The organism is Luteibacter sp. HAY1-4A (assembly GCF_056755355.1).
Genome location: NZ_JBNDHZ010000001.1, coordinates 158,260 through 185,083, shown reverse-complemented (window position 1 = coordinate 185,083; position 26,824 = coordinate 158,260). Strand labels below are relative to the sequence as shown.

Annotated in this window: 22 protein-coding genes; 14 read left to right on the top strand and 8 right to left on the bottom strand. The window is 67.1% G+C overall.

Going from position 1 to position 26,824, the window contains the following annotated elements; genetic code table 11:
• Nucleotides 1-608, top strand: a 608-nt coding sequence (locus tag ACPYOD_RS00895) for a hypothetical protein (protein WP_481299835.1), incomplete at its 5' end; no start/stop codon positions are given.
• On the opposite strand, the gene ACPYOD_RS00890 is transcribed toward ACPYOD_RS00895, so the two are convergent.
• Nucleotides 605-3,703, bottom strand: coding sequence for a discoidin domain-containing protein (locus ACPYOD_RS00890; RefSeq protein WP_481299834.1), 3,099 nt, complete (start codon nucleotides 3,701-3,703; stop codon nucleotides 605-607). The genes ACPYOD_RS00895 and ACPYOD_RS00890 overlap by 4 nt on opposite strands.
• A 102-nt stretch (nucleotides 3,704-3,805) precedes the next feature.
• On the opposite strand from ACPYOD_RS00890, the gene ACPYOD_RS00885 reads away from it, so the two are divergent.
• Together ACPYOD_RS00885 and ACPYOD_RS00880 are read left to right on the top strand one after the other, a co-directional pair.
• Nucleotides 3,806-4,351, top strand: a complete 546-nt coding sequence (locus ACPYOD_RS00885; protein WP_481299833.1) for a DUF2058 domain-containing protein — start codon at nucleotides 3,806-3,808, stop codon at nucleotides 4,349-4,351.
• Nucleotides 4,352-4,357: 6 nt separating this feature from the next.
• Nucleotides 4,358-5,341 (top strand): NAD-dependent epimerase/dehydratase family protein, encoded by a 984-nt coding sequence (locus tag ACPYOD_RS00880; RefSeq protein WP_481299832.1) that lies wholly within the window; start codon nucleotides 4,358-4,360, stop codon nucleotides 5,339-5,341.
• Between the two features lie 101 nt (nucleotides 5,342-5,442).
• On the opposite strand, the gene ACPYOD_RS00875 is transcribed toward ACPYOD_RS00880, so the two are convergent.
• Both ACPYOD_RS00875 and ACPYOD_RS00870 read right to left on the bottom strand, forming a co-directional pair.
• Nucleotides 5,443-6,495, bottom strand: coding sequence for a bifunctional transcriptional activator/DNA repair enzyme AdaA (locus tag ACPYOD_RS00875; RefSeq protein WP_481299831.1), 1,053 nt, complete (start codon nucleotides 6,493-6,495; stop codon nucleotides 5,443-5,445).
• A 185-nt stretch (nucleotides 6,496-6,680) separates the two neighbouring features.
• Nucleotides 6,681-8,024 carry an MFS transporter gene (locus ACPYOD_RS00870; RefSeq protein WP_481299830.1) on the bottom strand — a complete coding sequence of 448 codons (1,344 nt, stop codon included), beginning with the start codon at nucleotides 8,022-8,024 and terminating at the stop codon, nucleotides 6,681-6,683.
• A gap of 156 nt (nucleotides 8,025-8,180) precedes the next feature.
• On the opposite strand from ACPYOD_RS00870, the gene cyoA reads away from it, so the two are divergent.
• From cyoA to ACPYOD_RS00840, 6 genes are all read left to right on the top strand, one after another.
• Nucleotides 8,181-9,242 (top strand): ubiquinol oxidase subunit II, encoded by a 1,062-nt coding sequence (gene cyoA, locus ACPYOD_RS00865; protein ID WP_481299829.1) that lies wholly within the window; start codon nucleotides 8,181-8,183, stop codon nucleotides 9,240-9,242.
• A 49-nt stretch (nucleotides 9,243-9,291) separates the two neighbouring features.
• Nucleotides 9,292-11,286: a cytochrome o ubiquinol oxidase subunit I gene (gene cyoB, locus ACPYOD_RS00860; RefSeq protein WP_481299828.1), complete on the top strand. Its 1,995-nt coding sequence runs from the start codon at nucleotides 9,292-9,294 to the stop codon at nucleotides 11,284-11,286.
• Between the two features lie 52 nt (nucleotides 11,287-11,338).
• Nucleotides 11,339-11,914 carry a cytochrome o ubiquinol oxidase subunit III gene (cyoC, locus tag ACPYOD_RS00855; protein ID WP_481299839.1) on the top strand — a complete coding sequence of 192 codons (576 nt, stop codon included), beginning with the start codon at nucleotides 11,339-11,341 and terminating at the stop codon, nucleotides 11,912-11,914.
• A complete protein-coding gene (gene cyoD / locus ACPYOD_RS00850; RefSeq protein WP_481299827.1) occupies nucleotides 11,911-12,324 on the top strand; it encodes a cytochrome o ubiquinol oxidase subunit IV in 414 nt (137 codons plus the stop codon). The genes cyoC and cyoD overlap by 4 nt, the downstream gene beginning before the upstream one ends.
• 8 nt (nucleotides 12,325-12,332) lie before the next feature.
• Nucleotides 12,333-13,106 carry an SURF1 family protein gene (locus ACPYOD_RS00845; RefSeq protein ID WP_481299826.1) on the top strand — a complete coding sequence of 258 codons (774 nt, stop codon included), beginning with the start codon at nucleotides 12,333-12,335 and terminating at the stop codon, nucleotides 13,104-13,106.
• Nucleotides 13,107-13,264: 158 nt separating this feature from the next.
• The gene (locus tag ACPYOD_RS00840) at nucleotides 13,265-14,188 is read left to right on the top strand and encodes a DUF535 family protein (protein WP_481299825.1); all 924 of its coding nucleotides are present in this window, start codon (nucleotides 13,265-13,267) and stop codon (nucleotides 14,186-14,188) included.
• 11 nt (nucleotides 14,189-14,199) lie between these two features.
• Here the strand turns inward: ACPYOD_RS00840 and ACPYOD_RS00835 are convergent, their stop codons facing one another.
• The 3 genes from ACPYOD_RS00835 to ACPYOD_RS00825 are packed head-to-tail and all read right to left on the bottom strand — an operon-like array spanning nucleotide 14,200 to nucleotide 18,271.
• Nucleotides 14,200-16,653 (bottom strand): TonB-dependent siderophore receptor, encoded by a 2,454-nt coding sequence (locus tag ACPYOD_RS00835; RefSeq protein ID WP_481299824.1) that lies wholly within the window; start codon nucleotides 16,651-16,653, stop codon nucleotides 14,200-14,202.
• A 38-nt stretch (nucleotides 16,654-16,691) separates the two neighbouring features.
• On the bottom strand, nucleotides 16,692-17,711 hold the full coding sequence (locus tag ACPYOD_RS00830; RefSeq protein ID WP_481299823.1) for a FecR family protein: 1,020 nt from the start codon (nucleotides 17,709-17,711) through the stop codon (nucleotides 16,692-16,694).
• A complete protein-coding gene (locus ACPYOD_RS00825; RefSeq protein ID WP_481299822.1) occupies nucleotides 17,708-18,271 on the bottom strand; it encodes an RNA polymerase sigma factor in 564 nt (187 codons plus the stop codon). Before ACPYOD_RS00825 ends, ACPYOD_RS00830 begins: the two co-directional genes overlap by 4 nt.
• 213 nt (nucleotides 18,272-18,484) lie before the next feature.
• Here ACPYOD_RS00825 and ACPYOD_RS00820 point away from each other — a divergent pair, with 213 nt between their 5' ends.
• Nucleotides 18,485-20,176, top strand: coding sequence for an ArnT family glycosyltransferase (locus ACPYOD_RS00820; protein ID WP_481299821.1), 1,692 nt, complete (start codon nucleotides 18,485-18,487; stop codon nucleotides 20,174-20,176).
• A 111-nt stretch (nucleotides 20,177-20,287) separates the two neighbouring features.
• On the opposite strand, the gene ACPYOD_RS00815 is transcribed toward ACPYOD_RS00820, so the two are convergent.
• Nucleotides 20,288-20,911: a YrbL family protein gene (locus ACPYOD_RS00815; protein WP_481299820.1), complete on the bottom strand. Its 624-nt coding sequence runs from the start codon at nucleotides 20,909-20,911 to the stop codon at nucleotides 20,288-20,290.
• A 128-nt stretch (nucleotides 20,912-21,039) separates the two neighbouring features.
• Here ACPYOD_RS00815 and ACPYOD_RS00810 point away from each other — a divergent pair, with 128 nt between their 5' ends.
• Entirely contained in the window at nucleotides 21,040-22,953 is a 1,914-nt protein-coding gene (locus ACPYOD_RS00810) for an LTA synthase family protein (protein WP_481299819.1), read from the top strand.
• Nucleotides 22,954-22,969: 16 nt separating this feature from the next.
• Here the strand turns inward: ACPYOD_RS00810 and ACPYOD_RS00805 are convergent, their stop codons facing one another.
• Complete coding sequence (locus tag ACPYOD_RS00805) at nucleotides 22,970-23,371, bottom strand: hypothetical protein (protein ID WP_481299818.1); 402 nt, start codon at nucleotides 23,369-23,371, stop codon at nucleotides 22,970-22,972.
• 253 nt (nucleotides 23,372-23,624) lie between these two features.
• Here ACPYOD_RS00805 and ACPYOD_RS00800 point away from each other — a divergent pair, with 253 nt between their 5' ends.
• Genes ACPYOD_RS00800 through ACPYOD_RS00790 form a run of 3 tightly spaced genes read left to right on the top strand, consistent with a single transcriptional unit; the run spans nucleotide 23,625 to nucleotide 26,820 of the window.
• Nucleotides 23,625-24,032 (top strand): GntR family transcriptional regulator, encoded by a 408-nt coding sequence (locus tag ACPYOD_RS00800; RefSeq protein WP_481299817.1) that lies wholly within the window; start codon nucleotides 23,625-23,627, stop codon nucleotides 24,030-24,032.
• On the top strand, nucleotides 24,029-24,949 hold the full coding sequence (locus tag ACPYOD_RS00795) for an ABC transporter ATP-binding protein (protein WP_481299816.1): 921 nt from the start codon (nucleotides 24,029-24,031) through the stop codon (nucleotides 24,947-24,949). Before ACPYOD_RS00800 ends, ACPYOD_RS00795 begins: the two co-directional genes overlap by 4 nt.
• Nucleotides 24,950-24,975: 26 nt before the next feature.
• A complete protein-coding gene (locus tag ACPYOD_RS00790; protein ID WP_481299815.1) occupies nucleotides 24,976-26,820 on the top strand; it encodes a hypothetical protein in 1,845 nt (614 codons plus the stop codon).
• Nucleotides 26,821-26,824: the final 4 nt, after the last annotated feature.

Genomic DNA, 26,824 nt, shown 5'->3' with positions numbered 1-26,824 from the left:
AGATGTGTATAAGAGACAGTATCCGAACCATGCAAGGAACGATCCGCAAAGCGGGGCGCGGGGCGTATGTCGTCGCCGCCGCGCTGGCAGCCTCCGGCGCAACGCAGGCCACCGTCGTGATGAATTCGACGCGCTATGTCTATTCCTTCGTGCCGCTGCATTCCATGGGGTCCGAGCGATTGCACCGCGACGCACGCAGGCTGGACGCCGCGCTGGCCGAACGCCTCGCCGCGGAGAACATGGAGGCGGCCGCAACCGATGTGGACGAATCCATGCATCGTCATGCGCTGGCCATCGACGTGCGCGCCGACGGCGAAGGTTTGCGTCGGAGCAGTGTCCTTCCCGAGAGGGAGCTGCTGGAAGCCCAGCGGCCGGCGGAAGTGGCGGCCGGCGCCACGCACCGCCTCGTCATCGTGCCGGCGCGCCTCACGTTGGACCGCGCCACGGGTGTCGCCCATGGCGTGCTCCAGTGGCGCCTTGAGTCCACCGGCGATGCGACGCCGGTGGCCGTGGGACTGTTGCGTTACACGGCGGACGCCCGCGGCTATCCCGCGCGGCGCATGGCCTCGGCCCTGGTGACGAAGCTGCGATCCCTGGGTATCCGCTAGTACTCGGCAACCAGCGTGTGGAAGGGCCGATCGAGCTTCACGCCGCCCGCATCCCACGCCGGTGCTGGCTTGCCGTCCACGGTGACCTTCGCCGGCCGCTTCCGGTCGGGCCAGAACACGCGCACCGGCGTCCCGTCATGCAGCCCCTTGTCCAGCGTCACGGTGAAACGGTTGCCGTCGCGACGAGCGCTCATGGTGAGCGAACCGTACTCCACCGGTAGGCGGGTCACTGACAAACCCTTGCCGGCGACCCATGCCGTCGGCGCGCCGGGAAGGAGGTACAGGCTTTCGTCTGTTTCGCGCATCAGCATGCCGAAGATCGTGCGCGCGTATTCCGAGCCGATCCACGTATGGGGCATGTCGCCGAGATAGCCCGGGTGGCGCAGGCGCGAGTGCACAACCTCGGCCCACATGTTCCATGCCGGCGGGCGGCGGTCGCGTACCACGTCGGCAAGGAGTTCGGCGGCATCGCCTGGCCGGTCCAGGTGCACGTAGGTGAGTACGTTGCGCAGTTCGTAGGGTGTGTATGCATACAACTCGCCCGGCTTCTCGCGCTTGCGCACGTCGGCGAGGTAACGGTCGAACGTGGTCACCAGCGCGTCGTGCGGGAGCACGTCCATCTGGCCAGCAGGATCGATGCCGATCGATATGCTGGTAGGGTCGCCATCGCCGAGGTCGGCGGCCGCGGGAATGGTGTCCGTTCCTTTCCAAGCCATCGTGGCTTCGATCGATGCCCGCAACGAAGTGCGCAACGCCGCGTATTGTTCTCGCGCGTACGCCGCCAGCTGCGCATCGCCCCATTTTTCGGCCAACCAAGCGCCGTCGTGCCAGCCCTTCAGTGCCCAGAAGTCATCCCAGTAGCTGTGCGTGGGGCTGGAATAGCCCTCGTGGCTGATCGACGGCGCGATGATGCCGTGGAAACGCTCCGGTGCCGGCCGGTCGGCCAGGTAGCCGGGCACCATCGTCCGTTCGCGCAATTCCTGCATGAAGTGCATGGCTGCGCGCACTTTCGGCAGGTAGCTCTTCACGCTGTCCGGACCACCGCCGTACCGCGCCACATCCGCAACGAGGTTGATGAACTCGCCTTGGCTGTCGTACTCGATGTCGGAACCGAAACCGCGGTTCACGCTGCCGTCCGCGTTGAGGATGGGCGAGACGAGACCGTTCTCGTGCAGGGCATGGGCGGCGTACCAGTCGAGGTAATCGCGCGCCGTCTTCATTTCGCCCATGCGCAGCAGGATCGATGCCGTGGCGGCACCGTCGCGAATGAAGGAGCGGTTGTAGTTGCGTGGGCCGGCCTGCATCGCGTGGCCTGTCTGGTTCACCAGCATGTAGGCGGCCTGCGAGCGCAGGATGTCCACGAGCGATGCATCTGGCAGCGAAATGCCCACGCCGCCAAGGCGGGTCTGCCACTCGTCGGATACCTGCCTGGCCACGTTCTCATACCTGTCGGCAGTGAAGGCGGAGCGGTCGATCGCCGGCGGCTCGGGCAGATGTCCCTTTTCGTCGGCCGGCGCGTTGCCCAGCGGGAAGGCGACGACCACGTCGCGCTGCTCGCCCGGTGCGAGGTGCACGCGGTAGTCCAGCACGCCGGCCGCCAGCCCGTCGTCGTCGTGGGCGTCGCGGGCGGAGGGCACCGTGCCCGCGGCCACGTTGCCGGTGATCTCGGTTTCGCCGTGCGCGCCGAAGGGCGCGGCGCCCGCCGCGTCTACGGGGGTGAGCGAGGACAGCAGCGTGCGGCCTTCGACGCGGACGTCGGTGCGTGCCGCGTCGCCGACGAGGGCGATATCGTGGATCGGCGACGGTCCGCCATTCTGCCACGGCGGATTGACCTGGATGGGGCGCACGACCAGCGACAGCGTGCCGTCAACCGCGGTGCTTCCCTCATTGCGCAGCCGGTGACGCAGCAGCACCACGGGCTGGCCGTTGCCCTGCGTGGCAACCGCCTCGCTCGACATCACGAGGCCTGGTTGCACGGTCCAGCTCACGGAAGGTATCGGCTTCCAACCGTCGCGCAGCGCGTGCGTGCGTTGCGTGTTGTCGGACACCGCCGCACGGCCGGACGCGTCGCGCCAGATAGCCTGCACCTGCGGGCCGCCCTTGAAGGGCTCGATGTTGCCGTACTCGTCGAAGATGGATTTCTGCAGGCCCGCGGGCACGCCAACCGCCGTCCAGTAGACCTGCTGCATGTGCAGGGAGGACGGGAACAGTTCGGCGTGGGCGCGGGAGGCGGCGATCTGGTATCGCTTCATCGCTGTCATGACACGCGGCGGACCGAGGAAGCGCAGGCGCTTTATCTTCGGCGTGGCGCCGTCCTTCGTTCCGACGACGAGGCGCAGCGCTGTCGCCTCGGCCGAGGTGCGGGCCGCGAGATACGACGTGTCGCCGAGGCTGCCCGGATCGCTGTCGACCTTGCTCCACTGGCCTTTCGCGTCGCGTGCTTCCAGCGTGGCTCCGTCACGCGGACCGGCCCAGGTCACCTCGATGCCCGCGATGTCGAGCGGCCGGGGCAGGGTGATGTCCAGTTGACGCGCCCCGTGCGGACCCTTGCCGACGATCCCCCGGGTCCCGCCATCGGCCCAAAGGGAACCATCGTCCTTGCCGTCCAGCCCGGCGATGCGCGCGGCCTCCGTGGCGGCGAACGGATCGAATTCGAAGACCGAAACGCCCCAGTCCGCGGTCCGGACAGGTGCGGCGAGGCGGAGGTAGCGGGCCTCGGTGGCGGGAAAGACGATGTACTCGACGCCGCCTGGAGAGTCGCTCACGGTGTAGACGGGATGGAAGGTCTTGCCGTCCACGGACGCCTGAATCGCATAGGCTGCCGCGAAGCCGCTGTCCCAATGGATGCGCACGCCGCCGATCCTGGCGACCTTGCCCAGGTCCAGCTGGAACCAGTGGCCGGCGCTGAAGCCGCCGCCCCAGCGGGTGGTCTCGTCACGATCGATCGCGCGCGCCGGCGCCATGGCGGGCACCTGCTCGGAGGAACTGCTGGCTTTCCAGCCGCTGCGCGGCGGCAGGCCGTCTGCGGCGAAGGCGGGCGTGGCGAGGAGTGTGGCGAGCGCGAGGATAAGGCGCATGTGGGATCGGGCGTGCATGTTTCTACCTCCGGGGAGGTCCCCAAGCCTAGGCACGTAACGCGATGTAACCAACCCTTCGGCGTTAGAATCGTGCCTCTCGCAGGCAAGAAGTATCCATCCATGCGCAATCCCTTGCAGGAACAGCTCCTCAAGGCCGGCCTGGTCAAGAAGGACAAGGCCGCCAAGATCGTTCGCGACCAGGCGAAGCAGCGCCAAGGCAAGGCGCCCGCGGCACCCGCTGAAGAGCAGGTGGACGCACGCAAGCTCCAGGCCGAGCGTGCCGAGCGCGACCGCGCCCTCGCCGCGGAGCGCAACACCGAGGCTCGCGCACGGGAAATCCGCGCGCAGGTCCGCCAGATCGTCGAAACCACGCGCGTGAAGCGCGAGGGCGACGTCGCCTACCGTTTCCCGGACGGCGAGAAGATCGCCAGCATCTTCGTCAACGAATCCCTGCGTGCCCAACTCGCGTCGGGTGCGCTGGCCATCGCCCGCCTGGGTGACGGTTACGAACTCATACCGCGGCTCCCGGCGGACAAGATCCACGCCCGGTCGCCCGAAACCATCGTCCTCGATCACGGCCGGAAGGAAGGCGCGGCCGCGCAGTCGGAGGAAGAAGTGGACGACTACTACAAGCAGTTCGTCGTACCCGACGACCTGATCTGGTAAGACGCGATGACCATCCTCGTTACCGGCAGCGCGGGTCACCTGGGCGAGGCGCTGGTGCGGCGCCTGCAGGCCGAGGGTCGCGACGTGCGTGGGCTCGACATCAAGCCCTCCGCGCATACGCACGCCGTCGGTTCGATCCACGACGAGGCCTTCGTGCGCGACGCGATGTCCGGTGTCGCGCAGGTCATCCACAGTGCCACGCTGCATAAGCCGCACGTGGCGACGCATTCGAAACGTGAGTTCGTCGACACCAACGTCGGCGGCACCGTGGCGCTGCTCGAAGCCGCGGTGGCACACGGGGTCCGCTCCTTCGTGTTCACCAGCACCACCAGTGCGTTCGGCGCGGCATTGTCTCCGGCACCCGGCGAGCCGGCCGCGTGGATCGACGAGGACGTGGCGCCGGTGCCGAAGAACATCTACGGCGCGACGAAGATCGCCGCGGAAGGTATGTGCGAACTCGTGGCGCGGAAGGAGGGGCTGCCGGTACTGGTATTGCGCACCTCGCGGTTCTTCCCGGAGGACGACGACAATGCGCACGTGCGTTCCGCGTACGACACGGCGAACATGCAGGCCAACGAGTTGCTGTATCGCCGTGCGGACATCGACGACATCGTTGAGGCGCACCTGCTGGCGCTCGAGCGTGCGCCTGCGTTGAAGTTCGGCCGGTACATCGTGTCGGCGACGACGCCGTTCTCGCGCGGCGATGTTGCGGCGCTGCGTCGTGACGCCGCTGCGGTGGTTAGGCGCCTGTTCCCGGAGGTCGACGCGCTATATGTCGCGCGGGGCTGGAAGCTGCTGCCGTCGCTGGATCGCGTGTACGACAGCAGCCGCGCCACGCGCGACCTGGGATGGCGGCCGAAGCGCGATTTCGCGTTCGTGCTGGAGTGCCTGCGCCGCGGCGAGGATTTCCGCAGCGAGATGGCGCGCGCGGTGGGCGTGAAGGGTTATCACGAGACGGTCTTCGAAGACGGTCCGTATCCGGTCGGGTAGGCGCGCGCCTTGTAGGAGCCGGCTTCGCCGGCGATCCTGCGGCAGCAGGCAAGCTTGTCGCAAGCACCTATCGCCGCTGAAGCGGCTCCCACAGTGCGCTTCTACACAACGAACTTCCGTTCGTGCCGCAGCAGCCAGTCTTTTCGCCATAACCCGCCGCCATAGCCCGTCAGCGAGCCATCCGCACCGATGACTCGATGGCAGGGAATCACGATCGCGATCTGGTTCGCGCCATTCGCGCGCGCCACCGCACGCACGGCGGTGTGTCGCCCTGCCGACGCGGCAATGGCCGAATAGCTGCGCGTGGTACCCGGCGGTATCGCCATCAGTTCGTCCCACACGGCGCGGGTGAAGGGTGAGCCGTGCATCGCCAGCGGCGTCTCGAACGTGCGCCGCTCGCCGGCGAAGTACTCGCGCAGTTCCGCCTCGATGCGCTCGATCGTGGGCGTGCGGCCGAAGGTGATCGTGGATCGCGTCGCCGCGCGAAGACGCTTCAGCTCGTTCGGCAAGGCAGTGCGGTCGAAGAATTCGAGCAGGTGCAGCGACTGCGTGTCGGCCACGGCGAGCATGCTGCCGATCGGCGTCTCGATCCAATCGGCCTTGAGCCATTCGCGGCCGCGCAACTCGGCCGGACAGTCGCCCAGCAGCTTCACGATCGCCTCCCGGAAGCCGCTGCCCGACTCGTATCCCGCCGCCTGTTGCGCGTCGATGACGCTGGCGCCGGCGGCCAGTCGGTCCATGCCCCGGCCGGCACGGCGCAGGCGGGCCATGTCGAGGAACGTCAGCCCGAGGTGGCGCTTGAAGCTGCGCCGCACGGTGGACGGGTCGTACCCGAGGCGCACCAGGTCGTCCTCCGACCAGATCCTTTCCGGTTGGTCTTCGAGATGGCGCAACAGCGCCGAGACCATCGGCTCGCGCTGGCCCACAGGATCAAGGGGCCGGCAGCGCAGGCAAGGCCGGAAGCCCGCCTCGAAGCAACCCGCGACCGAATCGAAGAAGCGTGTGTTCTCAAGCCTGGGCTTGCGTGCGGGGCAGGTCAGCCGGCAGAACACACCGGTGCTGGTCACGCCGACGTACACGTGGCCGTCGTAGGCGGGATCGCGGTCCAGGAGGGCCCGGTAGAGGGTGTCGTGGTCGGGAAGGTCGAAGAGCATGGGCGCTAGGGTAGCTCCCTGGATTGCCCGATGCCGCCGGGAATCGGGCGGCGATTCCCGAGACCTCAGTTGCCTGCGTTGTAGGAGCCGCTATAGCGGCGAGACGACCTGGCGAGGGCGCCGCGAGCGTGCCCTCGCCGCTATAGCGGCTCCTACAACTGCCGGGGCCCGGCGACTTCGGCGCCTCAGGCCTTGTTGCGGTCCGTTTCCAGCGCCCGGTTGATGCGCAGGGCCAGCAGCGTGCAGGCCACGCCCGACAGCAGGTAGACGCTGACCGCGCCCAGGCCGAAGCGGTGGGACAGGCCCAGGGCCACCAGCGGCGCGAAGGCCGCGCCCACCAGCCAGGCGAAATCGGAGGTGAGGGCCGCGCCGGTGTAGCGGTAACGCTTGGCGAAGTTGGCCGTGACCGTGCCGGCGGCCTGGCCGTACGACAGGCCCAGCAGGGCGAAGCCGATGACCAGGAAGGCGTCCTGGGCAACCTTGCCGCCGCCGAGCAGCCAGGGCGAGGCGATGGCGAAGAGCCCGATCAGCACGGCCATGGTGCCGAGGGTGTTGCGGCGGCCCACCTTGTCGGCGATGACGCCCGAGGCCACGGTGGCCAGGATGGCCACGAAGGCGCCCACGATCTGCACGATCAGGACATTGTTGATGTCCTGCGAGCGGGTGAGAGAGATCCAGGACAGCGGGAAGATCGTGACGATATGGAACAGGGCGTAGCTGGCGAGGGCCGCGAAGGCACCGATGAACAGGTTGTAGCCCTGGGCCCGCACCATCTCGATGATGCCGATGGGCTCCAGTTGGCCCTCTTCGAGCAGCTGGGTGTATTCCTCGGTGACCACCAGGCGCAGGCGGGCGAACAAGGCCACCACGTTGATGGCGAAGGCCACGAAGAACGGATAGCGCCAGCCCCAGCCGAGGAAGTCTTCACGGGACAGCTGGGTGTTCAGGAACAGGAACAGCGAGGCGGCGATGAGGAAGCCCGTGGGCGCGCCGAGCTGGCCGAGCATGGCGTACCAGCCGCGGCGGTGCTTCGGGGCGTTGAGCGACAGCAGCGAGGGCAGGCCATCCCAGGAGCCGCCCAGCGCAATGCCCTGCAAGAAGCGCAAAACGGCAAGAACCACAATCACCGCGTAGCCGTTGGAGGTGTTCGCGGGCAGGAACGCGATGCAGACCGTGGAGGTGCCGAGGAGGAAAAGGGCGGCGGTAAGCTTGGTGCCGCGGCTCCAGTTGCGCTGGATCGCCATGAACAAGGTCGTGCCGATCGGCCGGGCGATGAACGCGAACGAGAAGATCGTGAAGGCCAGCAGGATGCCGTCCAGCTGGCTCAGGAACGGAAAGAACACCGACGGGAACACGAGGACGGACGCGATGCCGTACGTGAAGAAGTCGAAGTATTCCGAGGCGCGGCCGATGACCACCCCCACGGCGATCTCGCCGGGCGCGACGGCCGCGTGGCTGGTCTGGTGCTGGCGCCGGACGTCGCGTTCGGCGCCCTCGGTGGCATGGTGATCGGCGTGTGAAATCGACATCGTATGCGGCCCGCTCGGGGGGAGGTGGATGGCAGGATAGCCAAGGATCGCACTACTCGGCTTGCAGGGCCATGGGACAAAGTGTCCTATGGTGGCCGCGGGCCGTTCGGCGTATTTTTTCGTGTCCCCACGGTTGCCTCCATCATGCGAATGTCCATGAAGATGTTGCGCGGATTGCTCATCCCCGCCCTGGCCCTGCTCTTGTCGGGCTGCGACGCCGTGCTGCTTTCACCGTCGGGCGATATCGCCCGGCAGCAGCGCGACCTGATCATCATTTCCGTGGTCCTGATGCTGATCATCATCGTCCCGGTGATCTTCATGATCCTGGCCTTCGCCTGGAAGTACCGCGAGTCGAACAAGGCGGCGCATGCCGAATACGACCCGGACTGGAACCACTCCACGGTGCTGGAACTGCTGATCTGGTCGGCGCCGCTGCTGATCATCATCGCCCTGGGCGCCGTCACCTGGACCAGCACCCACAAGCTCGACCCGTACCGCCCGGTCGACCAGATCGAGCATGCCCGCGCCCTGGCCCCGGGCACCAAGCCGCTGGTGGTCGAGGTGGTCGCGCTCGACTGGAAGTGGCTGTTCCTTTATCCCGAACAGGGCATCGCCACCGTGAACGAGATGGCGGCCCCCGTCGACCGTCCCATCGAGTTCCACATCACGGCCTCCACCGTCATGAATGCGTTCTTCGTCCCGTCGCTGGCAGGCATGATCTACGCCATGCCGGGCATGGAGACCAAGCTCAACGCGGTCATGAACAAGACCGGCGACTTCGAGGGCATTTCGGCCAACTACAGCGGCGCCGGTTTCTCGGACATGCGCTTCCGCTTCCATAGCCTGTCCGACGCCGACTTCCAGGCGTGGGTGGCGAAGGCCAAGGCCGGCGGCACGGCACTCGGCCGCGAGGACTACCTGAAGCTCGAGCAGCCCAGCGAGAAGGAACCGGTGCATTACTACGCCTCGGTAACGCCGGGCCTGTACAACGCCATCCTCAACCGTTGCGTCGAGTCCAACCGCATGTGCATGAGCGACATGATGGCGCTCGACGCCCAGGGCGGACAGGGCATCGTCGGCACCTACAACGTCACGTCGCTCGACGCGGCCACCCGTTCGCGCGTGGGCATGGCCGACGACAAGCGTTACGTGGGCGCCCTGTGCGTTGCGAACGGTACCGGCGGCCAGCCGATGACGCCTGCCGGACGGCCGCTTTGAGCGCCCCGGCTTCCCACGAATTCAAGCCTTGCCGAGCCCGGTAATGAACATGCCCGATCTAGCCAAACTGATCTTCGGACGCCTCACCCTCGAGGCGATTCCGTACCACGAGCCGATCCTCATCGGCACCTTCGCCGCGGTGGCCATCGGTGGCATCGCGCTGCTGGCGCTCATCACGAAGCACAAGCTCTGGGGTTACCTGTGGAGCGAGTGGTTCACCAGCATCGACCACAAGAAGATCGGCATCATGTACATGGTGCTGGGTATCGTGATGCTGCTGCGCGGCTTCTCCGACGCCATCATGATGCGCGCCCAGCAGGCCATCGCCTTCAACGGCAATCCCGGCTTCCTGCCGCCGCACCACTACGACCAGATCTTCACCGCCCACGGCGTGATCATGATCTTCTTCGTGGCCATGCCACTGGTGACGGGCCTCATGAACTACGTGGTGCCGCTGCAGATCGGCGCGCGCGACGTGGCCTTTCCGTTCCTCAACAACTTCAGCTTCTGGATGACCGTGGCGGGCGCCATGCTCGTCATGGCGTCGCTGTTCGTGGGCGAGTTCGCGCGCACCGGCTGGCTGGCGTATCCGCCGCTGTCGGGCCTGGCGCAGAGTCCGGATGTCGGTGTCGACTACTACATATGGTCGCTACAGGTGGCCGGTGTCGGAACCACGCTGTCCGGCATCAACCTGATCGCCACCATCGTGAAGATGCGCGCGCCGGGCATGACCATGATGAAGATGCCCATCTTCACCTGGACCTCGCTGTGCACCAACGTGCTGATCGTCGCCGCGTTCCCGGTGCTGACGGCCGTGCTGGTGCTGCTCTCGCTCGACCGCTACGCGGGCACCAACTTCTTCACGAACGACTTCGGCGGCAACGCCATGATGTACGTGAACCTGATCTGGATCTGGGGCCATCCCGAGGTCTACATCCTGGTGCTGCCGGTGTTCGGCGTGTTCTCCGAGGTCACGTCCACCTTCAGCCGCAAGCGCCTCTTCGGCTACGCGTCGATGGTGTACGCCACGGTGGTCATCACCGTGCTGTCCTACCTCGTGTGGCTGCACCACTTCTTCACCATGGGGTCGGGCGCGAGCGTCAACTCGTTCTTCGGCATCACCACGATGATCATCTCGATCCCCACGGGCGCGAAGATCTTCAACTGGCTGTTCACCATGTACCGCGGGCGCATCAAGTTCGACGTGCCCATGCTGTGGACCGTCGGCTTCATGGTCACGTTCGTCATCGGTGGCATGACCGGCGTCATGCTCGCCGTGCCGCCGGCCGACTTCCTGCTGCACAACAGCCTGTTCCTGATCGCGCACTTCCATAACGTGATCATCGGCGGCGTCATCTTCGGATTGTTCGCCGGCATCAACTACTGGTTCCCGAAAGCCTTCGGTTACCGGCTGGATCCGTTCTGGGGCAAGCTCTCGTTCTGGTTCTGGCTGGTGGGCTTCTGGGTCGCTTTCATGCCGCTGTACGTGCTGGGCTTCATGGGCGTCACGCGCCGCATGAACCACTTCGAGGATCCGTCGCTGCAGATCTGGTTCCAGATCGCCGCTTTCGGCGCGTTCCTCATCGCCCTCGGCATCGGCGCCTTCCTGGTGCAGCTGTGGGTCAGCTACAAGCGCCGCGACGAGTTGCGCGACGTCACCGGCGATCCGTGGCACGGCCGCACGCTGGAATGGTCCACGTCGTCGCCGCCGCCGGAATACAACTTCGCGTTCACGCCGATCATCCACGACACGGATGCATGGTGGGACATGAAGGAACGCAACGCCGGCCGCCGCCTGGAAGGCTACCTGCCCATCCACATGCCGAAGAACACGAGCGCGGGCATCATCCTCGCCGGCCTGGCCTTCGTGCTTGGCTTCGCCATGATCTGGCACATGTTCCTCGTGGCTGGGCTGGCCTTCGTGGCGCTGCTCGTCACCGCCATCGGCCACACCTTCAACTACAAGCGCGACTACCACATCCCCGCCGACGTCGTGGCCCGGACCGAGGCCGCCCGCACGGAAGAGCTTGCCGCCCATGTCTGATATGCATGCCACGCCTTCCGCCGCCGTCGCGGAACAGGACGTCGAATTCTGGATGTCCAAGGACCATCACCCGGCCAACGGCACGTTGCTCGGGTTCTGGATCTACCTGATGAGCGACTGCCTCATCTTCGCCTGCCTGTTCGCCACCTATGGCGTGCTGGGGCGGAGCTATGCGGGCGGTCCCTCGGGTGCCGACCTGTTCGACCTGCCGCTGGTGGCGGTCAACACCACCATGCTGCTGCTGTCTTCCATCACCTACGGCTTCGCCGTGCTGGAGATGCAGAAGAACCGCCGCGGCACGATGATGGCCTGGCTCATCGTCACCGGCCTGTTCGGCGCCGCCTTCCTCGGCATCGAGCTGTTCGAGTTCGCCCACCTGATCCACGAGGGCGCGGGTCCGCAGCGCAGCGCGTTCCTGTCCTCGTTCTTCACCCTGGTCGGCACGCACGGCCTGCACGTGACCTTCGGCATCGTCTGGCTGATCACCTTGCTCTTCCAGGTGGGCCGCTTCGGCCTTACCCCCGCCAACAAGCGCCGCATCATGTGCCTGTCCATGTTCTGGCACTTCCTGGACGTGGTCTGGGTGGGCGTCTTCACCTTCGTTTACCTGATGGGAGTGCTGCCGTGAGCGCGCACATCGAATCGCACGAACACCACGACGCGCACGATCACCACGAGCACGACGACGGCCATAGCCCCAGCACCCTCAAGGGCTACATGATGGGCTTCTTCCTCGCCGTGGTGCTCACGGCGATCCCGTTCTGGCTGGTGATGGGCAAGGTCATCCCGAACTCGCAGACGCTGGCGGTGGTGATCCTCACCTTCGCCGCGATCCAGATCGTGGTGCACATGGTCTACTTTCTGCACATGAACACGAAGGCCGAAGGCGGCTGGAGCATGCTGGCGCTGATCTTCACGCTGGTCATGGTGGTGATCACGCTGTCGGGTTCCATCTGGGTCATGTACCACATGAACTCGAACATGATGCCGGGCATGTCGCACGAGATGACCGAGCAGCAGGCCAAGAACCTGCCCTGAGCGCGAGCATGGATACAGGCAACGACAAGCAGACGCCGCGCCGACCGCGCGGCGTCTTCGTTCTGGGGGCGCTGGCGCTGCTCGGCGCGGTGCTGTTCGCCGGGTTCATGGCGCTCGGCACGTGGCAGGTGCAGCGGCGGGCATGGAAGCACGACCTCGTCGCGCGCGTGGATGCGCGCGTCCACGCGCAACCTGTGGACGCGCCCGGTCCGGGCCAGTGGCCGGTGGTGAGCGCGGCGAACGACGAATACCGGCGGGTGAAGCTCACGGGTACGTTCCTCCAGGACAAGAGTGTGCGCGTGCGCGCCAGCACGGAACTGGGCATGGGTTCGTGGCTACTGACCCCGCTGCGGTTGCGCACCGACGATGTCGTGCTGGTGAATCGCGGTTTCGTGTCTCCCGGCTGGTGCGGCGGCAAGGCCACGTGCACCCCGGGCCCGTCGGGCGAAACCACGATCTCGGGTCTGCTCCGCATCAGCGAGCCGCGAGGTGCGTTCCTCCAGGAGAACGAACCGGCGAACGATCGCTGGTATTCCCGCGACGTGGCCGCCATCGCGGCCGCGAAGGGCTTGGCGCACGTCGCTCCCTATTTCGTCGACGCCGACGCGGCGTCCTCCCCCGGCCGTGGGGAGGGTAACGACGGCCCGGTGGGCGGCCTCACCGTCATCGCCTTCCCCGACAACCACCTGATTTACGCCATCACCTGGTATGCGTTGGCGTTGCTGACCTTGCTGTGTGCCTGGATCGTCTGGCGGGACGAGCGGCGCAAGCGCGGAACCTGAGGCAGCCCCATCGCCGCTGAAGCGGCTCCCACACAACGCCGGCAGCTTGCAGGACCTGCCTGGCAACCTGTGGGGGTCGGCTATCTGCCGGCGATCCCGCGGCAGCGGGCAACTCGCGATGAATTTCAATTTTCGGCCGCTCGCACGTCTTGTTAGGCATGCAGTCCCGTTATCAGCAAAGCGCGCCCTACGACGACCTTGCCCTGGACTGGGCTCGGGAACGGCCCGACCGGGGGCCGCTGGCCCTGGTGCTCGACCATGCCCGGCGGCGCGCCGCATTGCGTCGGTCGCTGCCGATGCGCGAGCGCCGGCTGGCCTATCTGCTCCGCACCCTCGCGTCCTTCCGCCGCCAGGCCCAGTGGCTTCGCCTGGTGGGCGCCTCGCGCACCATGCGCGCCGCGGCCGAGTCCAATCCGCGGGTGTACGAGCGCTGGCAGTCGCACTACATCTCGCGGTCGTTCGACATGGCGACCCGGGCGCGGCTCATCGAGGCGCACTACCGCTTCGTGGCGCGCGAATTCCCCGAGCGCCTGAGCAGCCGCCTGCTCAAGGGCCATGACGTGCGTCTTGCCACCCTGCCGCTCGGCGGCGGGGAGGTGGCCTACCTGCACGCGCGTTCGCCCGAACACGAATGCGCGGGCGAGCTGGGCCTGTACCTGCTCAACAGCGACAAGGAAGTGATTTCCTCCTGCACGATCACGTTCGGTGGAGCGGACGGGCTGCTCATCGGCGCCGTGCGCGGATCCTGGGCCTACCTCGGACGCGGCGCCATCGCACGGTTCACGCGCGCCACCGGCGGCGTTCGGCCGCGCGACCTGCTCTTGTCGGTGGTGCGCGCGCTCGCCACGCACTATGGCGTTGAACGGCTGCGCGGCGTGGGCTGTGAAGCGCACCCGCTGGATCGTCGCGCGGGAGTCACCGTGGCAGCGTACGACCGCTTCTGGCGGCGCCACGGCGGCGTGGCAGGCGCCGATGGCTGCTACGACATTCCGCTCGCCGGCACCACCAGCGGGCGCGCCGAAAGCGACGCGTTCCGCAACGAAGCCTGCGCGGTGGCGCTGAAGACGTTTGGACGGCCGTGATCCCACCGAAATCAGAAGTCGTACATACCAGTTAGCAGTACCACGCGGCCTTGCCGGATCGGCACGAAGGTCTCGTCGAAATTCACCGCATAGAGCGTTCGCGCGAAGAGATTCTTCACGCCCAGCGTTACCCGCCAGTTCGGTCCGTAGCGCGAGACGTTCGCCTCCACGCTTGCCTGGCCTGGAATGCCGAAATACTGGCCGTCGGCGCTCGTGCGGCCAAGGCTGCGGCTGCGCGCCAGCACGCCGGCCGCCACGCCCCACGGTTTCACTTCGCCCGCGCCGAAGCGGTAGCTCGCCCACACGGCGGCCTGGTGCTTCGGTGCGCCGGTGGGTTGCGTGTCGTCGTTGTTGCGGATGCGTGCCTCGGTAAGGCTCGCCAGCACATCCAGTCCGGGCGCGATCCTGCCGGCGAATTCCACTTCGAGTCCGCGGTTGGTCTGTCCGGGTCCCGGCGTGGCGAAGAAGGGCGGCTCGGGCGATACCAGGTCGACGCTGTGGTCCACGTGGATGCGGTACAGCGCAGCCGTCAGCCGCGCGCGCTGGTCGAACAGGTCGAACTTGCCGCCGACTTCCACCTGCCGCGACGTGGCGACGGGCAGCGGCTGGCCGTCCTTGCCGAGCAGCGGGTCGGGCTGGAACCCCGTGGACGTGTCGGCATAGAGGGACACGTCGGGCGAGACCTTGTAGACCACGCCCAGCTTCGGGATCCAGCGCGATTCGTGCACGCGGCGCGGCGACCCGTCGTCCCAGCGCGTGTCCAGGCGGTAGCTGGTGCGGCGCAGGGCGGCGAGTACGTTCCAGCGGTCGCCGATCGCTATCTGGTCCTGTAGATACAACCCGGCATTCGTCTGCCACGAACCGCCCAGGTGCTGCACGGTGGTGGCCACGGGCGCGATGAAGGCGTTGAACCGTTCCGAGAAACCGTTGGTGGCACGCAGATAGGCGACGGGCCGCGTGACGATCACCGCGTCGCGGTCTCCATGGTCGGCGAGCGCGCCTTCCTCGATGCTTCCGCTGCCGTTGTCGCCCGCATGCGTACGCGCAAGGTCGAGTCCCACGAGCAGGTTGTGGGTGACGTTGCCATGGCGGAAACTGGCGCTCAGATCGTTCTGCCAGGTCCAGTACGTACCGGAATAACGGAAGCTACGAGCCACCGCGTCGAGCGCGCCGACGAAGCCGGTGGAGAGATACGAAAGACTGCGGCCGTCGCTGCGCTGGCGCACGTACTGTCCCTGGCTGTGCAGGGTCCAGTCGCCGGCGAACTCGTGTTCCAGCTCGAATACGGCGCGAGTCGTGCGGAAGCGGGAGATGTCGGTGGGATCGTCGCTCGACCGCTTCGTCAGCGTCGCCGTGGAAACGGTCGGCCCGAAGAGCACCGAATGGTCCGGCCCTGGCACGCGGTTGTCCACGTATTCGAAACCACCCATCACGCGGGTGTGCGACCCCTCCCAGGCGAGCGAGGGTGCGAGATAGGCGCCGCGGCCGCCGCCGTAACCCTGCGGCGTTTTCTCGCCACGTTGCCCCGCGGCGACGAGACGGTAACTCAGTGTGCCGTCACGTGACGCCGCGCCGGCCATGTCGACCCCGAGCCGGCCGCCGTCGTACTCGCCCAGCGAGTACGTGAGGGTTCGCACCGGGGTCGCCTGCGGGCGCTTCATCACGACGTTGATCGAGCCGCCGAAATTGTTGTTCTGCGACGCGTCGCCGAGGATGGCTTCCGGACCGCGCAGAACCTCCACACGCTCGATGCCGATGAGCGGCGGAAGGTCTTCCGTGCGCGCGATGCCGTTGGGCATGCCGTCGGTCAGGCCGTGCCCGGCGTCGAAGCCGCGGATCAGGAACAACGGCGAACCGCCGTAGCCGTCCACGTACTGCACACCGGCGACATAGCGGGCGACATCGCCGATATCGACGGCCTGCTGCGATTCGATCACGTCGCGCGTTACGACCGTCACTGACTGCGGCACGTCGGACAGCGGCGTTTCCTGGCGCGTGACGGTACGCGTGGTATCGGCCTTGAAGCCGGTGCCGGAGACCAGGCCCTGCACGTCGACGGTGGCCAGCGGCACGACGGTGGTGGGATCGAACGGCTCGACCGGATCGACGGGAGCGGGCGTGGCGTCGTTCGGCTTCTGCCGTTGCCGCACGACCACGGTGCGGGGGTCGTAGCGCTCGCGCTCGAGGTCCGTGCCTTCGAGCAGTTCGTCGAGGGCAGCGTCGGGCGTGAGCACGCCATGGGCGCCGCCGGAGCGCCAGTTCGCAATGGCACCGGAGGCCGTGAGCACCTGCACGTTCGCCTGCTTGCCCCATGCGAGCAGCGCGGTGGCGAGTGGCTGGGGTGCGATGGCGAAGGCCATGGCGGGAGGGCCGCCTTCGCCCGGCGCGTCGGCGGCGCCGGCGGGCCCGGCAACGAGCGCCAGCGCGAGCGCGCCGGTGAGTACGCGCCGGCGCCCGCGAAGCATGTACTGCAAGACCTGCGGCCCCAATTTGTTTTAGGTGTTCAGCGCGGTCGGGCACCCCGTGCGGCGGTCGTCTGGCGTGCGAGCTCCAGTCGGTCGGGATAGGCGTCGACGCGGACCGGGAACACCCGCGGGAGCGCCGCTACCCAGCTGTCGATGGTATCGACCTGGACGGTACCGGTAAACGTCATGCGGCCCAGGGCGGGATCGGCAAGGCGGATAGGCCGGGCGCTGTAGCGGTTCACGTTTTCCACCACCGAGGACAGCGGCTCGTTGACGAACTCCAGCCGGTGACCGCGCCAGGCCGTCGCAGTCGCCGGGTCGACGTCCAGGATGCGCATGGCCTGGGTTTCCGGATCGAACGACACTTCGCGGCCGGCGCCGAGTTCGACGGTGGCGGCGTCGTCCTGGGCCGCCAGGGGCGACACGCGCACCCGGCCTTCCGTGACCGCGACGGTCACGCGGTCGCCCGTACGGCGAACGTTGAATGCCGTGCCCAGGTCGCGGATGCGCAGCGGGCCCGCGTTCACTACGAAGGGGCGTTCCGCGTGGGCCACGCGGAAGAAGGCTTCGCCGGCTTCCAGGTCGATGGCACGCTCCTCGCGCCCGTAGCGCGCCGTGACCGAGGTGGCACCGCCCAGTTCGATGCTGGAGCCGTCCGGGAGGTCGATGTCGCGATGGCCCGCGCGCTCGCTGGCGTATTGGCGGGGCGCTCCGGCCACGTCAGGACGCAGCGCAAGAAAGAGGCCCGCGGCGAGCACGACCAGCGCAACGGCGGCCGCGAGTCCAAGCACGAACCGGGGCGGCGCGCGGCGCGCGGCGCGGACGGGAGCGGCGAAGCGGCTCACGAAGGCGTTGCGGCTCGCCGCGTCCATCGCGGCCGTGGCCTCGGCCAGCGCGCAGGCCCTGTCGAAGGCATCGGCGTGACGCGGGTCGGCTTCCAGCCACTCGCTCCATTGCAGCAGGGCCGGCTCGGGCAGGGATGGATCGCGCAGGCGAGCCCACCAGTCGGCGGCGGTGTGCTCGACGTGCCGGTCGAAAGAATAAAAGGTGGTGGTCATTGGGGGTTCTCCGCGTGATCGCGGTGTTGGCGGCAGTGCGCCAGGGCGTTGCCGACGTGGTAGCGCACCATGCGCTCACTGAGGTTCATCTCACGGGCGATGGCGGCGAAGTCACGGCCCTCGATCACGTGCATGACGAAGGCCCGACTCGTCTTCGGTGGCAGTTCGTCCAGTGCCTGGCGCAGGTCGCGCCACTGTTCGTGGGCCGACGCGTGCCGCTCCGGAACCGGCGTGACGTGCCAGTCGTCGTTGTCCGGATCGGGCGGCGCCGCGGCCCGGACGTTGCGCATGCGCAGCCGATCGACGGCCAGGTTGGCCGCCGCGCGGAACAGGAAGGCACGGGGAGAGTCGATCTTCGTGCCCTCGTCGAGCGAGAGCAGCTTGAGATAAACCTCCTGCGCCACCTCCTGCGCGTCGGCCAGGGAATTGAGGCGCGCGCGAAGAAAGGCGACCAGGGCCGCGTTGTGCTCACGGAAAAGGACGACCACCTGGGCCGCCCGCGTACCGGGAGGGGGAGCACCCGTCTCGGATGGATCCATGGTCTGCCTGACTGCGTTCATGGGGCGGTAACTAATGGTCGCACGGTGGGAAATCGGCGCCCGTACGGGCAGGGACGAACGCCGATTTCCGCACCGGCGAACACCCTAGACGTCCCAGCTCCGGGAAATTGAAATGACCGGCCGCCGAAAGCGCGCACTCGCCGCTAAGGAAACGGTAGGGCAGGTGACGTGGCGGTCCGTTAGGATGCGCGGAACACCTGCCCAGACCCCTCCATGTCCCATATCGACGAACGCTCCTCCCGCCGCGAGTTCGGCTGGTTCATGCTGATCGCCCTGGTCGTGCTGGCGGCCGGCATCGGCCTGCGCGACCCGTGGCCACCCGACGAGCCGCGCTTTGCCCTCGTGGCCCGGCAGATGCTCGAATCCGGCCAGTGGCTGTTCCCGCACCGGGGCGTCGAGCTGTACTCCGACAAGCCGCCGATGCTGATGTGGACGGAAGCCTTCTGGATGTGGCTCACCGGTGGGTGGCGCGGCGCCTTCCTGCTCACGTCGCTGCTTTCCGGGCTGGGCACGCTGGCCCTGGTCTGGCACCTGGGGCGCCGGCTCTGGAACCCTCGCGTGGGCCTCGTCGCCGCCACCCTCGTGCTGGCGACCATGCAGTTCGTCGATGTGGTCAAGCACGCTCAGATCGATCCGCTGAACCTCTTCTGGATCACCCTGGGCAACACCGGCATCCTGCTGCACTGCCTGCGCGGCCCCAATTGGCGCATGTACTGGCTGGGCTGCTTCGCCGCCGGCCTTGGTGTCATCACCAAGGGCGTGGGTGTCATCGCCCTGCTGATGCTGCTTCCCTATGTGGTCATGCGGGTGCGGCATTGGCCCGGCGTGACTCGCACGCAAGGCGACGGCTGGCGCTGGGCGGGCGGCGCAGTGGCTTTCCTGCTCGCCATCGCGTTATGGCTCGTTCCCATGCTGGCGACCGCCTACGGGCTGCGCACGCCGGAATACCTGGCCTATGTGCAGGACATCCTGTTCCGGCAGACGGCGGAGCGTTACGCCAGTTCCTGGCAGCACGAAGAGGCGCCCTGGTTCTTCCTCCTGGTGATCCTCCGCCTGTGGATTCCCACCTGGCTGCTGCTTCCGTTCGTCGTGCCGGGATGGCGGGCCTCCCTGCGGCTACGCGACCCGCGCGTGTGGATGCCGCTCGTGTGGGTCTTGCTCGTACTGGTGTTCTTCTCCATACCCAGCGGCAAGCGTGCGATCTACATCCTGCCCGCGCTGCCCATGCTGGCGCTGGCGATGGCGCCGGAAGTGGCGGCCTTGCTGAAGACCCGCTGGCTTCCACGGGTTGCGTTCTGGATTGCCGCCGGTTGCGCCGTCGTCTTTGCCGGCGCCGGAACCTGGGCCCTGCTCAAGGCGCCGAAGACCGCGCAGCGCATCGCCGAGGGGTACGAAATGGGCGGGCACGGCCAGCCGTTGTGGTGGTGCGTGATCGCCGTGGGCCTGGGCTTTGCGGTCGCGGCCGCGGTGTTCCGCCCGCGCCGCGGCGTGGCCGCGCTGCTCGCCGGCATGGGGCTCGCCTGGATCATCTGGCCCGTGGGAACGTATCCGCTGCTGGACGCCAACCAGTCGGCGCGTCAGCTGATGGAAGAGGCGGACCAGCATGTCGGGCCCGACGGCCAGCTCGGCCTCGTCCTCTGGCGCGAGGAACTCATGTACCAGGCACGTCGCCCGGTCGCGGAATTCGGGTTCGCGCGGGACGCCTCGGACCAGCTCCGCGACGGCCGGGCCTGGCAGGCCGCGGACCCGGCGCATCGTTGGCTGCTCGTGAACGAGGAAGCCCTCGATGCCTGCGTGATTCCGGCGAACGTGGTGTCGCTGGGAGTGGCGAATCGCATACGGTTCGCGTTGCTCCCGGCCGAGGCGTCCAAGCCCGGTTGCATGCCCGGCACTGCCCAACCGTAGGAGCGCGCCCTGTGGGAGCCGGCTATGCCGGCGATCCCGCGGCAGTGGGCAACCCTGCCGCGAGCACCCATCGCCGCTGAAGCGGCTCCCACAGATGCGCATCGAGCGCCGTCACGACACCTTGGGCGCCTCCGCCTTCGTCCTCCGCAGCATCCGCTCGTACTTCTTCTTCGTGCGCGACGCGTTGTGCGCGCGGCTCATCGAGCAGTGCGGGATGATGTTCTTCTCGCCGAAGCCGTCGATCATGACGAGACGCGGGCCGCCGCGCGAATCTTCGCCGTACACCACGTTCCACGCATGCAGGTCGGCGGCGATGGTGTTGTGCGAAAGCAGCCGGGCGTAGAAGGTCTCCAGCTCGGCCTGCGTCTTCGCCGTGAACCCCTCGGCCTTCACCCAGTCGTGCAGGGTGGGCGCAAGGCGGCCGTCGGGCGTGCGCACCTTCTCCACGATCTGGCCCAGGCCGATATCGGTCATCTCCAGGCCGACCACGCGGGCGATGGGCGAGGTGCCATAACCACCCACATAGATGCCGGTGACGTATTCGCGGAATTCGCGCACGAAGTCCTTGTACGGGCCGCTGCGGGCCATGCGGCGGTACCACGGGGCCTTGTTCCAGCGCTCCTCGATGGAGGCGCTGGCGATCACCTTGATCAGCAGGTCGGCATCGTCCGGGTGCTGGTACACCTCGCGGACGTGCCCGGTGGCGATCGGCGTGGCCTCGGCCAGTCTGAACATCGTCGGTCCTCGCACGGCGGCCGAAAGGCCCCCGTAAGTTGTCGAAAAGGCCGTCAGTGTAAAGTCTTGGGCCTGTAACATGCGTCTTCCACGCGTGGCGGCCGCCGCGCCCACCCGGATCACACAACGTGCGCAAGCTTACCTGGCGTTTCATCGTCGCCGCCCTCGTGTTCCTGACCCTGTCACGCGTGGGCCTTTCCCTGTGGCAATGGACACGCGTCCACGATGCCGGCGGCCTGTGGCCGATCCTCCTGGGCGGCTGGCGCATCGACCTCTCGCTGGTGGCGATGATCGTAGCCTGGCCCGCGCTGCTGTCGCCCTGGCTCGGCCATCGCGCGTGGCCCACGCGTATCGCCGCGTGGTGGCTGCGTTTCTGGTGGCTGGCGTTCGTGCTGCTGGAAGTGTCCACGCCTCAATTCATCGTGGAATACGACACGCGCCCCAACCGCCTCTATTTCGAATACCTGACCAGCCCGAACGAAGTGGCGGCCATGCTCTGGCATGGCTACAAACTGTCGGTGGCGGCCGGCCTGGTTGTATTCGCGCTGGTCGGCTGGCTGGGCTTCCGGCTGCTGCCGACGCGCCGGCCCGATGCGCGGCCGATGCGCGGCTGGCTGCGTCCGGTGGCCACCGTGCTCGCCTTCGTCGTGCTCTTCCTCGCCGGACGCGGCACGTTGCAACACCGCCCGTTGAATGCCTCTCAGGTGGCGTTCACCAACGACGCGATGGTGAACACGCTGCCGCTCAACTCGTTGTACAACGTGCTCAACGCTGCCATCGCCTTGGGCAACGAACGTTCGGCGTCCGCCGTGTATGGCAAGATGCCCGAAGCGGAGATGCAGTCGATCGTGCGCAGCACCGCGGGTTTCGAAGGCGCACCGCTCGATCCGCAATACCCGAGCCTGCATCGCCAGCAGGCCACCCGTCAGGGTGAAAAGCCGCTCAACCTGGTCATCATCCTCGAGGAAAGCCTTGGCGCGCAGTTCGTCGGCAGCCTCGGTGGCGCCGGTTACACACCGGAACTCGACAAGCTGTCGAACGAAGGCTGGTGGCTCACCCGCACGTATGCCACCGGCACGCGCAGCGCCCGCGGGCTGGAAGCGGTGACCACCGGTTTCCTGCCCACGCCGGCCGAAGCCGTGCTGAAGCTGCCGCGCAGCCAGCGCGATTTCTTCACCCTCGGTGCGCTGCTCGACACCTTCGGTTACCACACGCGCTTCCTCTACGGCGGCGAGGCGCACTTCGACAACATGCGCTCGTTCTTCTTCGGCAACGGCTTCAACGAGGTCGTGGATCGTGCCACGTTCAAGACGAAGCCGGCCTTCGTCGGTTCCTGGGGCGCGTCCGACGAGGACATGTTCAACGAGCTGCACCAGCGCCTGCTCGACGATGGCGACAAGCCGACCCTAACCGTGGCCTTCTCCGTGTCCAACCACACGCCGTGGGAATATCCGGCGGGCCGCATCCAGGCCGAAGGCGATCCGGCGAGCAATGCGAATGCGGTGCGCTATGCCGATTGGTCCATCGGACAGTTCTTCGCGAAGGCGAAGCAGTCGCCGTACTGGAACCACACGGTGTTCCTCGTGGTGGCCGACCACGACGCGCGCGTGTTCGGCGCCAGCCTCGTGCCCGTGCGCCACTTCCACATTCCCGCGCTGATCATCGGCGCCGGTGTGCCGGTGAAGAAGGACGACCACATCGTGAGCCAGGTGGACCTGGCGCCCACGTTGCTTTCGCTGATCGGTATCAGCAGCGAACATCCGATGCTCGGCGCCGACCTAACCCAGCGCTATCCCGACCGCGCCATCATGCAGTACGGCGACAACTACGGTTACCTGCGCAACGACACGCTGCTGGTGTTGCGCCCGAACCAGCCGGCCACGCAGTACCACTACACGGTGGACGGGGAGAAGCTCGCACCCGAGGCGGTCGACCCACAGCTGGAAAAGGTGGTGCTGGCGCATGCGCTGTGGCCGAGCTGGGCCTACGGAAAGCAGCGTTACCGGCTTCCGCAGGCCGCCGACAAGGCGCCGAAGAACTGATGGCGCCGCGCGAAAGCTAGGCTTCTTCGTCGCTCGGTGCTGCTCGCGACCTCACTTTCAACTCCAGATGCGGAGACTCGCCGTCCTGTCCACCGTCGCCTCCAGCGACCTGGAAATAGAACCTTGCGTTATATCCCAGACAATTCATGATGAATGATCTATCAGCCAGCGAATACAGGGGGTACCCGCCGACGATCACGGATCTCGATACGAACATCGGCGGGTAGAAGAGGGGGTCGCCGAATTTTTGCGCGAAGACTGTTACCGAGTGCACGAATGAAGACAAACCAAGACTCGGGACTCGAAGGATGGCGCCTTCTTCCATAAGGCCCTCGATGTAAAGCGTGCCCCCCTCCGACTGCAGGCACGTGAGGGCGGGATATGGCTCCTGTGTCACGTCTCTCTTGAAATATCGCATGTTGGATCTCCTATCCGGGCTGCGAAACGGTATCGCCACTGTTTCCATATGCGCACTTCTGCGCATGGGCAAAGTAACGCGCCGTTTCGAAACAGCCTATAGGTCGAGCGTTGTAGGCGCGGTGCGGCGCCGGCGCATGCGCTGTGGCCGAGCTGGGCCTCCGGGAAGCAGCGTTACCGGCTGCCGACCGACCTATTGACACGGTTCCTCGCAATTGCTGTACTGTGTGCACTAGTACAGACGGTGCACTGCGATGGCCCGTACCCAAGCCCTTCCGATCCAGATCGTCACCGGCGACCCGCGCCCGATCGGCAAGCAGATCGTCGACGCGGTGCGCATGCGTATCGCTACCGGCGAACTCGAACCCGGTGCGCAGCTGCCCAGCGTGCGTGGCCTCGCGCAGCAGCTCACGATCAACCCGAACACCGTGGCGAAGGCATACGCCGAGCTGACGGCGGAAGGCTGGCTCGAAGCACGGCAGGGACTGGGGCTGTACGTGGCGGCGCCCCGGCAGCGGCTGAGTGCCGGCGAGCGCGACCGGCGCATGGATGAGGCGATCCAGGCCTTCATGCACGAAGTAGTGGCGCTCGACTATCCCCCCGACCGTGCCATCGCCCGGCTCGACAAGGCGTTGGCCGTACTCGGGAGGAAGTCCGCATGAACGGGCCGGCGCAGGGCGAGTTCGTGATCGAGACGCGCGGCCTGACCAAGCGGTACGGCCGCAAGACGGCTATCGATCGGCTGGACATCGCCATTCCGGCAGGCAGCATCCATGCCTTCGTGGGTGCCAATGGCGCCGGCAAGTCCACGCTGTTTCGCATCCTGCTCGGCTTCCTTCCCGCCACGTCGGGGGAGGCGCGCATCCTTGGACGCGACAGCCGCCACCTCACGCCGGCCGATCGCGAACGCATCGGTTTCGTCAACGAAGAACACACGTTGCCGGGCTGGATGACCGTGGCCGCCGTGACAGCCATGCAACGGCACCAGTACGCGCGCTGGAGCCAGGCAGCGTTCGACGAAGTGATCGGTCACTACAACGTCGAGCCGGCGCAGAAGGTCAGCCAGTTGTCGCGCGGGGAGCGCGCAGGTTTCAACCTGGCGCTGAGCCTCGCGCAACGACCCGAATTGCTCGTGCTGGACGAGCCCACGCTCGGCCTCGACGTGGTGGCGAAGCGCGCGTTCCTCGAAACGCTGCTGCACTCGAACGCGGCGGAAGGCTGCACGGTGATCTACTGCTCGCACCAGATGGAGGAAGTGGAGCGGGTCGCAGACAACCTCATCATCCTGGAACGCGGCGCGCTGCGGAACATGTCGTCGCCCGACGATTTCCGCTCCCGCGTATCGCACTGGGTTGCCGATATTCCGTTCCGCGGTCCGGACCCGCGCATCGTGCCCGGGCTGCTCGACGAGCAGCGCATCGACGGCGTGTGCCACTACCTCGTGCTGGACCAGGGCGAAGCATTCGCCGACTTCCTTCGCGCCTGCGGGGCGCGGGACGTTCATCGGCTACCGGTGAGCCTCGACCGTGCCGTCAACGGTTTCCTTTCCAAGCAGCACGCGGCGCCTGTGGCCGCCTGAGCCACACCTGCCAAGGGGACACTTCCATGCGCGACATCTTCAGGGCCGAATGGCTGCGTTACCGACTCTCGGTGCTGGTGTTCGCCGTGGCGCACCTGCTCCTGCTTGCGTTCTTCAACCGCCTGGTCGACCTCGGACAGCAGCCGCTCAACGTCTATCGCATCTTCGCGGGCGTCTATATCGCCATCGGCGTGCTGCTCGGTCTGCACCAGATGGGGACATGGCGCCGTCCCAACCAGTGGATCAATCTGCTGCACCGCCCCGTTGCGCCGCGACGCATTGCGATGGGCCTGCTCGCCGCCGGCGGACTGGCATTGCTGTTCGCCGTGCTGCTTCCGTTGCTGGCCGTGCTCGCCTGGCAGGCGTGGGGTACCGCGCGCCTCGCCGAGACGCGTCATGTCCTGCTCGCCATGGCGGCCTTGCTGGTCGCCGTCTGCGGTTACCTGGCCGGTGCCTACGCCATGCTGGCAAATTGCCGGTATGCCGCCGCGGGACTCGTGCTTATCGCATGGATAGCCGCCGCGCAGGCATCGGGAGCCGCCGCGGTCGCCGTCCAGGGCATCGTCTGCGCGTGGCTGTTCGCCATGGTGCTGATCGCATTCCGCGTCGACCTGGGGGAGCCTCCGCGCTCGGCGCTCGCCATGGCAGTCAACGCGCTGACGGTGCAGACGGGTGCCTATCTGGTGCTCGTGCTGCTGGGCTTCGCCGGGGAACTGGGTTGGATCGTGCAGGGCACGCATCCGGCCAACATGAGCAATCCGCCGAAGGGTGGCCAGGTCGAGACGGAACGCCTGTCGGCGCGCGATCGCATGCTTGCCGGCCTGTCGTACGCCACCGGCCCGGATGTTCCCCTTTGGCGCGAACAGGTGGCGCTCTCGGAGGTGCATTCGCTCGATCGGCAAGTACGGGGCATACCCGAGCGCGGCGACCTGGGCAACGCCACGCCGGCCGAATTCGACGACCGCGAGCAGCGCGTGCGCTGGACCTTCAGCCACGATCGCATGCGCTTCGAGGGTGCCAGCATCGTCGATGGCGGCCGACGGGGAGAACGGGGCATCGGTGCGAACGACGATGCCTTCTCCGCCGTCGCGACACCGGTCGGCTCGCTGCCGGGCATGGGCAAGGACGATGTGGCGCTCGTCGCGGGGAACGCGCTGTACCAGTACCGCGCCGCAGCGGGCCGCATCGTTCCGCGCATCATTCTGCCGCGGGGCGAATGGGTGCTTGGCGGCACGCCGGTGGGCGGCAGTATGGCGTTGCTCGGCGACCGCGCCGTATATGTGTTCGACGGACGCCACATCGGCGACGGGGACGCCCCCGTGCTTCCGCGCTACCGCATTCCTTTACCGGGCGCGATGGGCGACCTCGCCAGCGCCGACATGGTTGAACTCGTCGATGGGTACCTCTTGTCTTTCACCTTCAGCTGGCGCGCATACGACATGCGGGGTGCGGCGCCCTACCAGACCGTGATGTGGGTGAACGACGCGGGCAAGGTGAGCCCCGTGGCGACGCGAGCGCTACACCAGGACTTTCCCACGTTCTACAGGTATCGGAAGTGGTGGGCTTCTCCCGCGATGTATTCGCTGTGCGCGTGGGCCACGCAACTGTTCTCCGCGCGGGATCCCCTGGAAACGAACGCCACGCCTCCCATCCCCGAAGACATGCGTGCGCTGGCCGCCGCGATCGCCCTCGCAGCGCTCTGCATTGGCGGATGGCTGGCGTGGCGTCGCGCGCCGCGGTTGCCCGGGCGCATCGCCTGGACACTGGCGTGCGGTGTCATCGGAATCCCGGCGCTGGTTAGCCTCATGCTGCTGGTTCCACGTCGCGAGGTATTCGCGGCCGAAGGCGCGAACGTCCTTTCCACCACCTGATCCA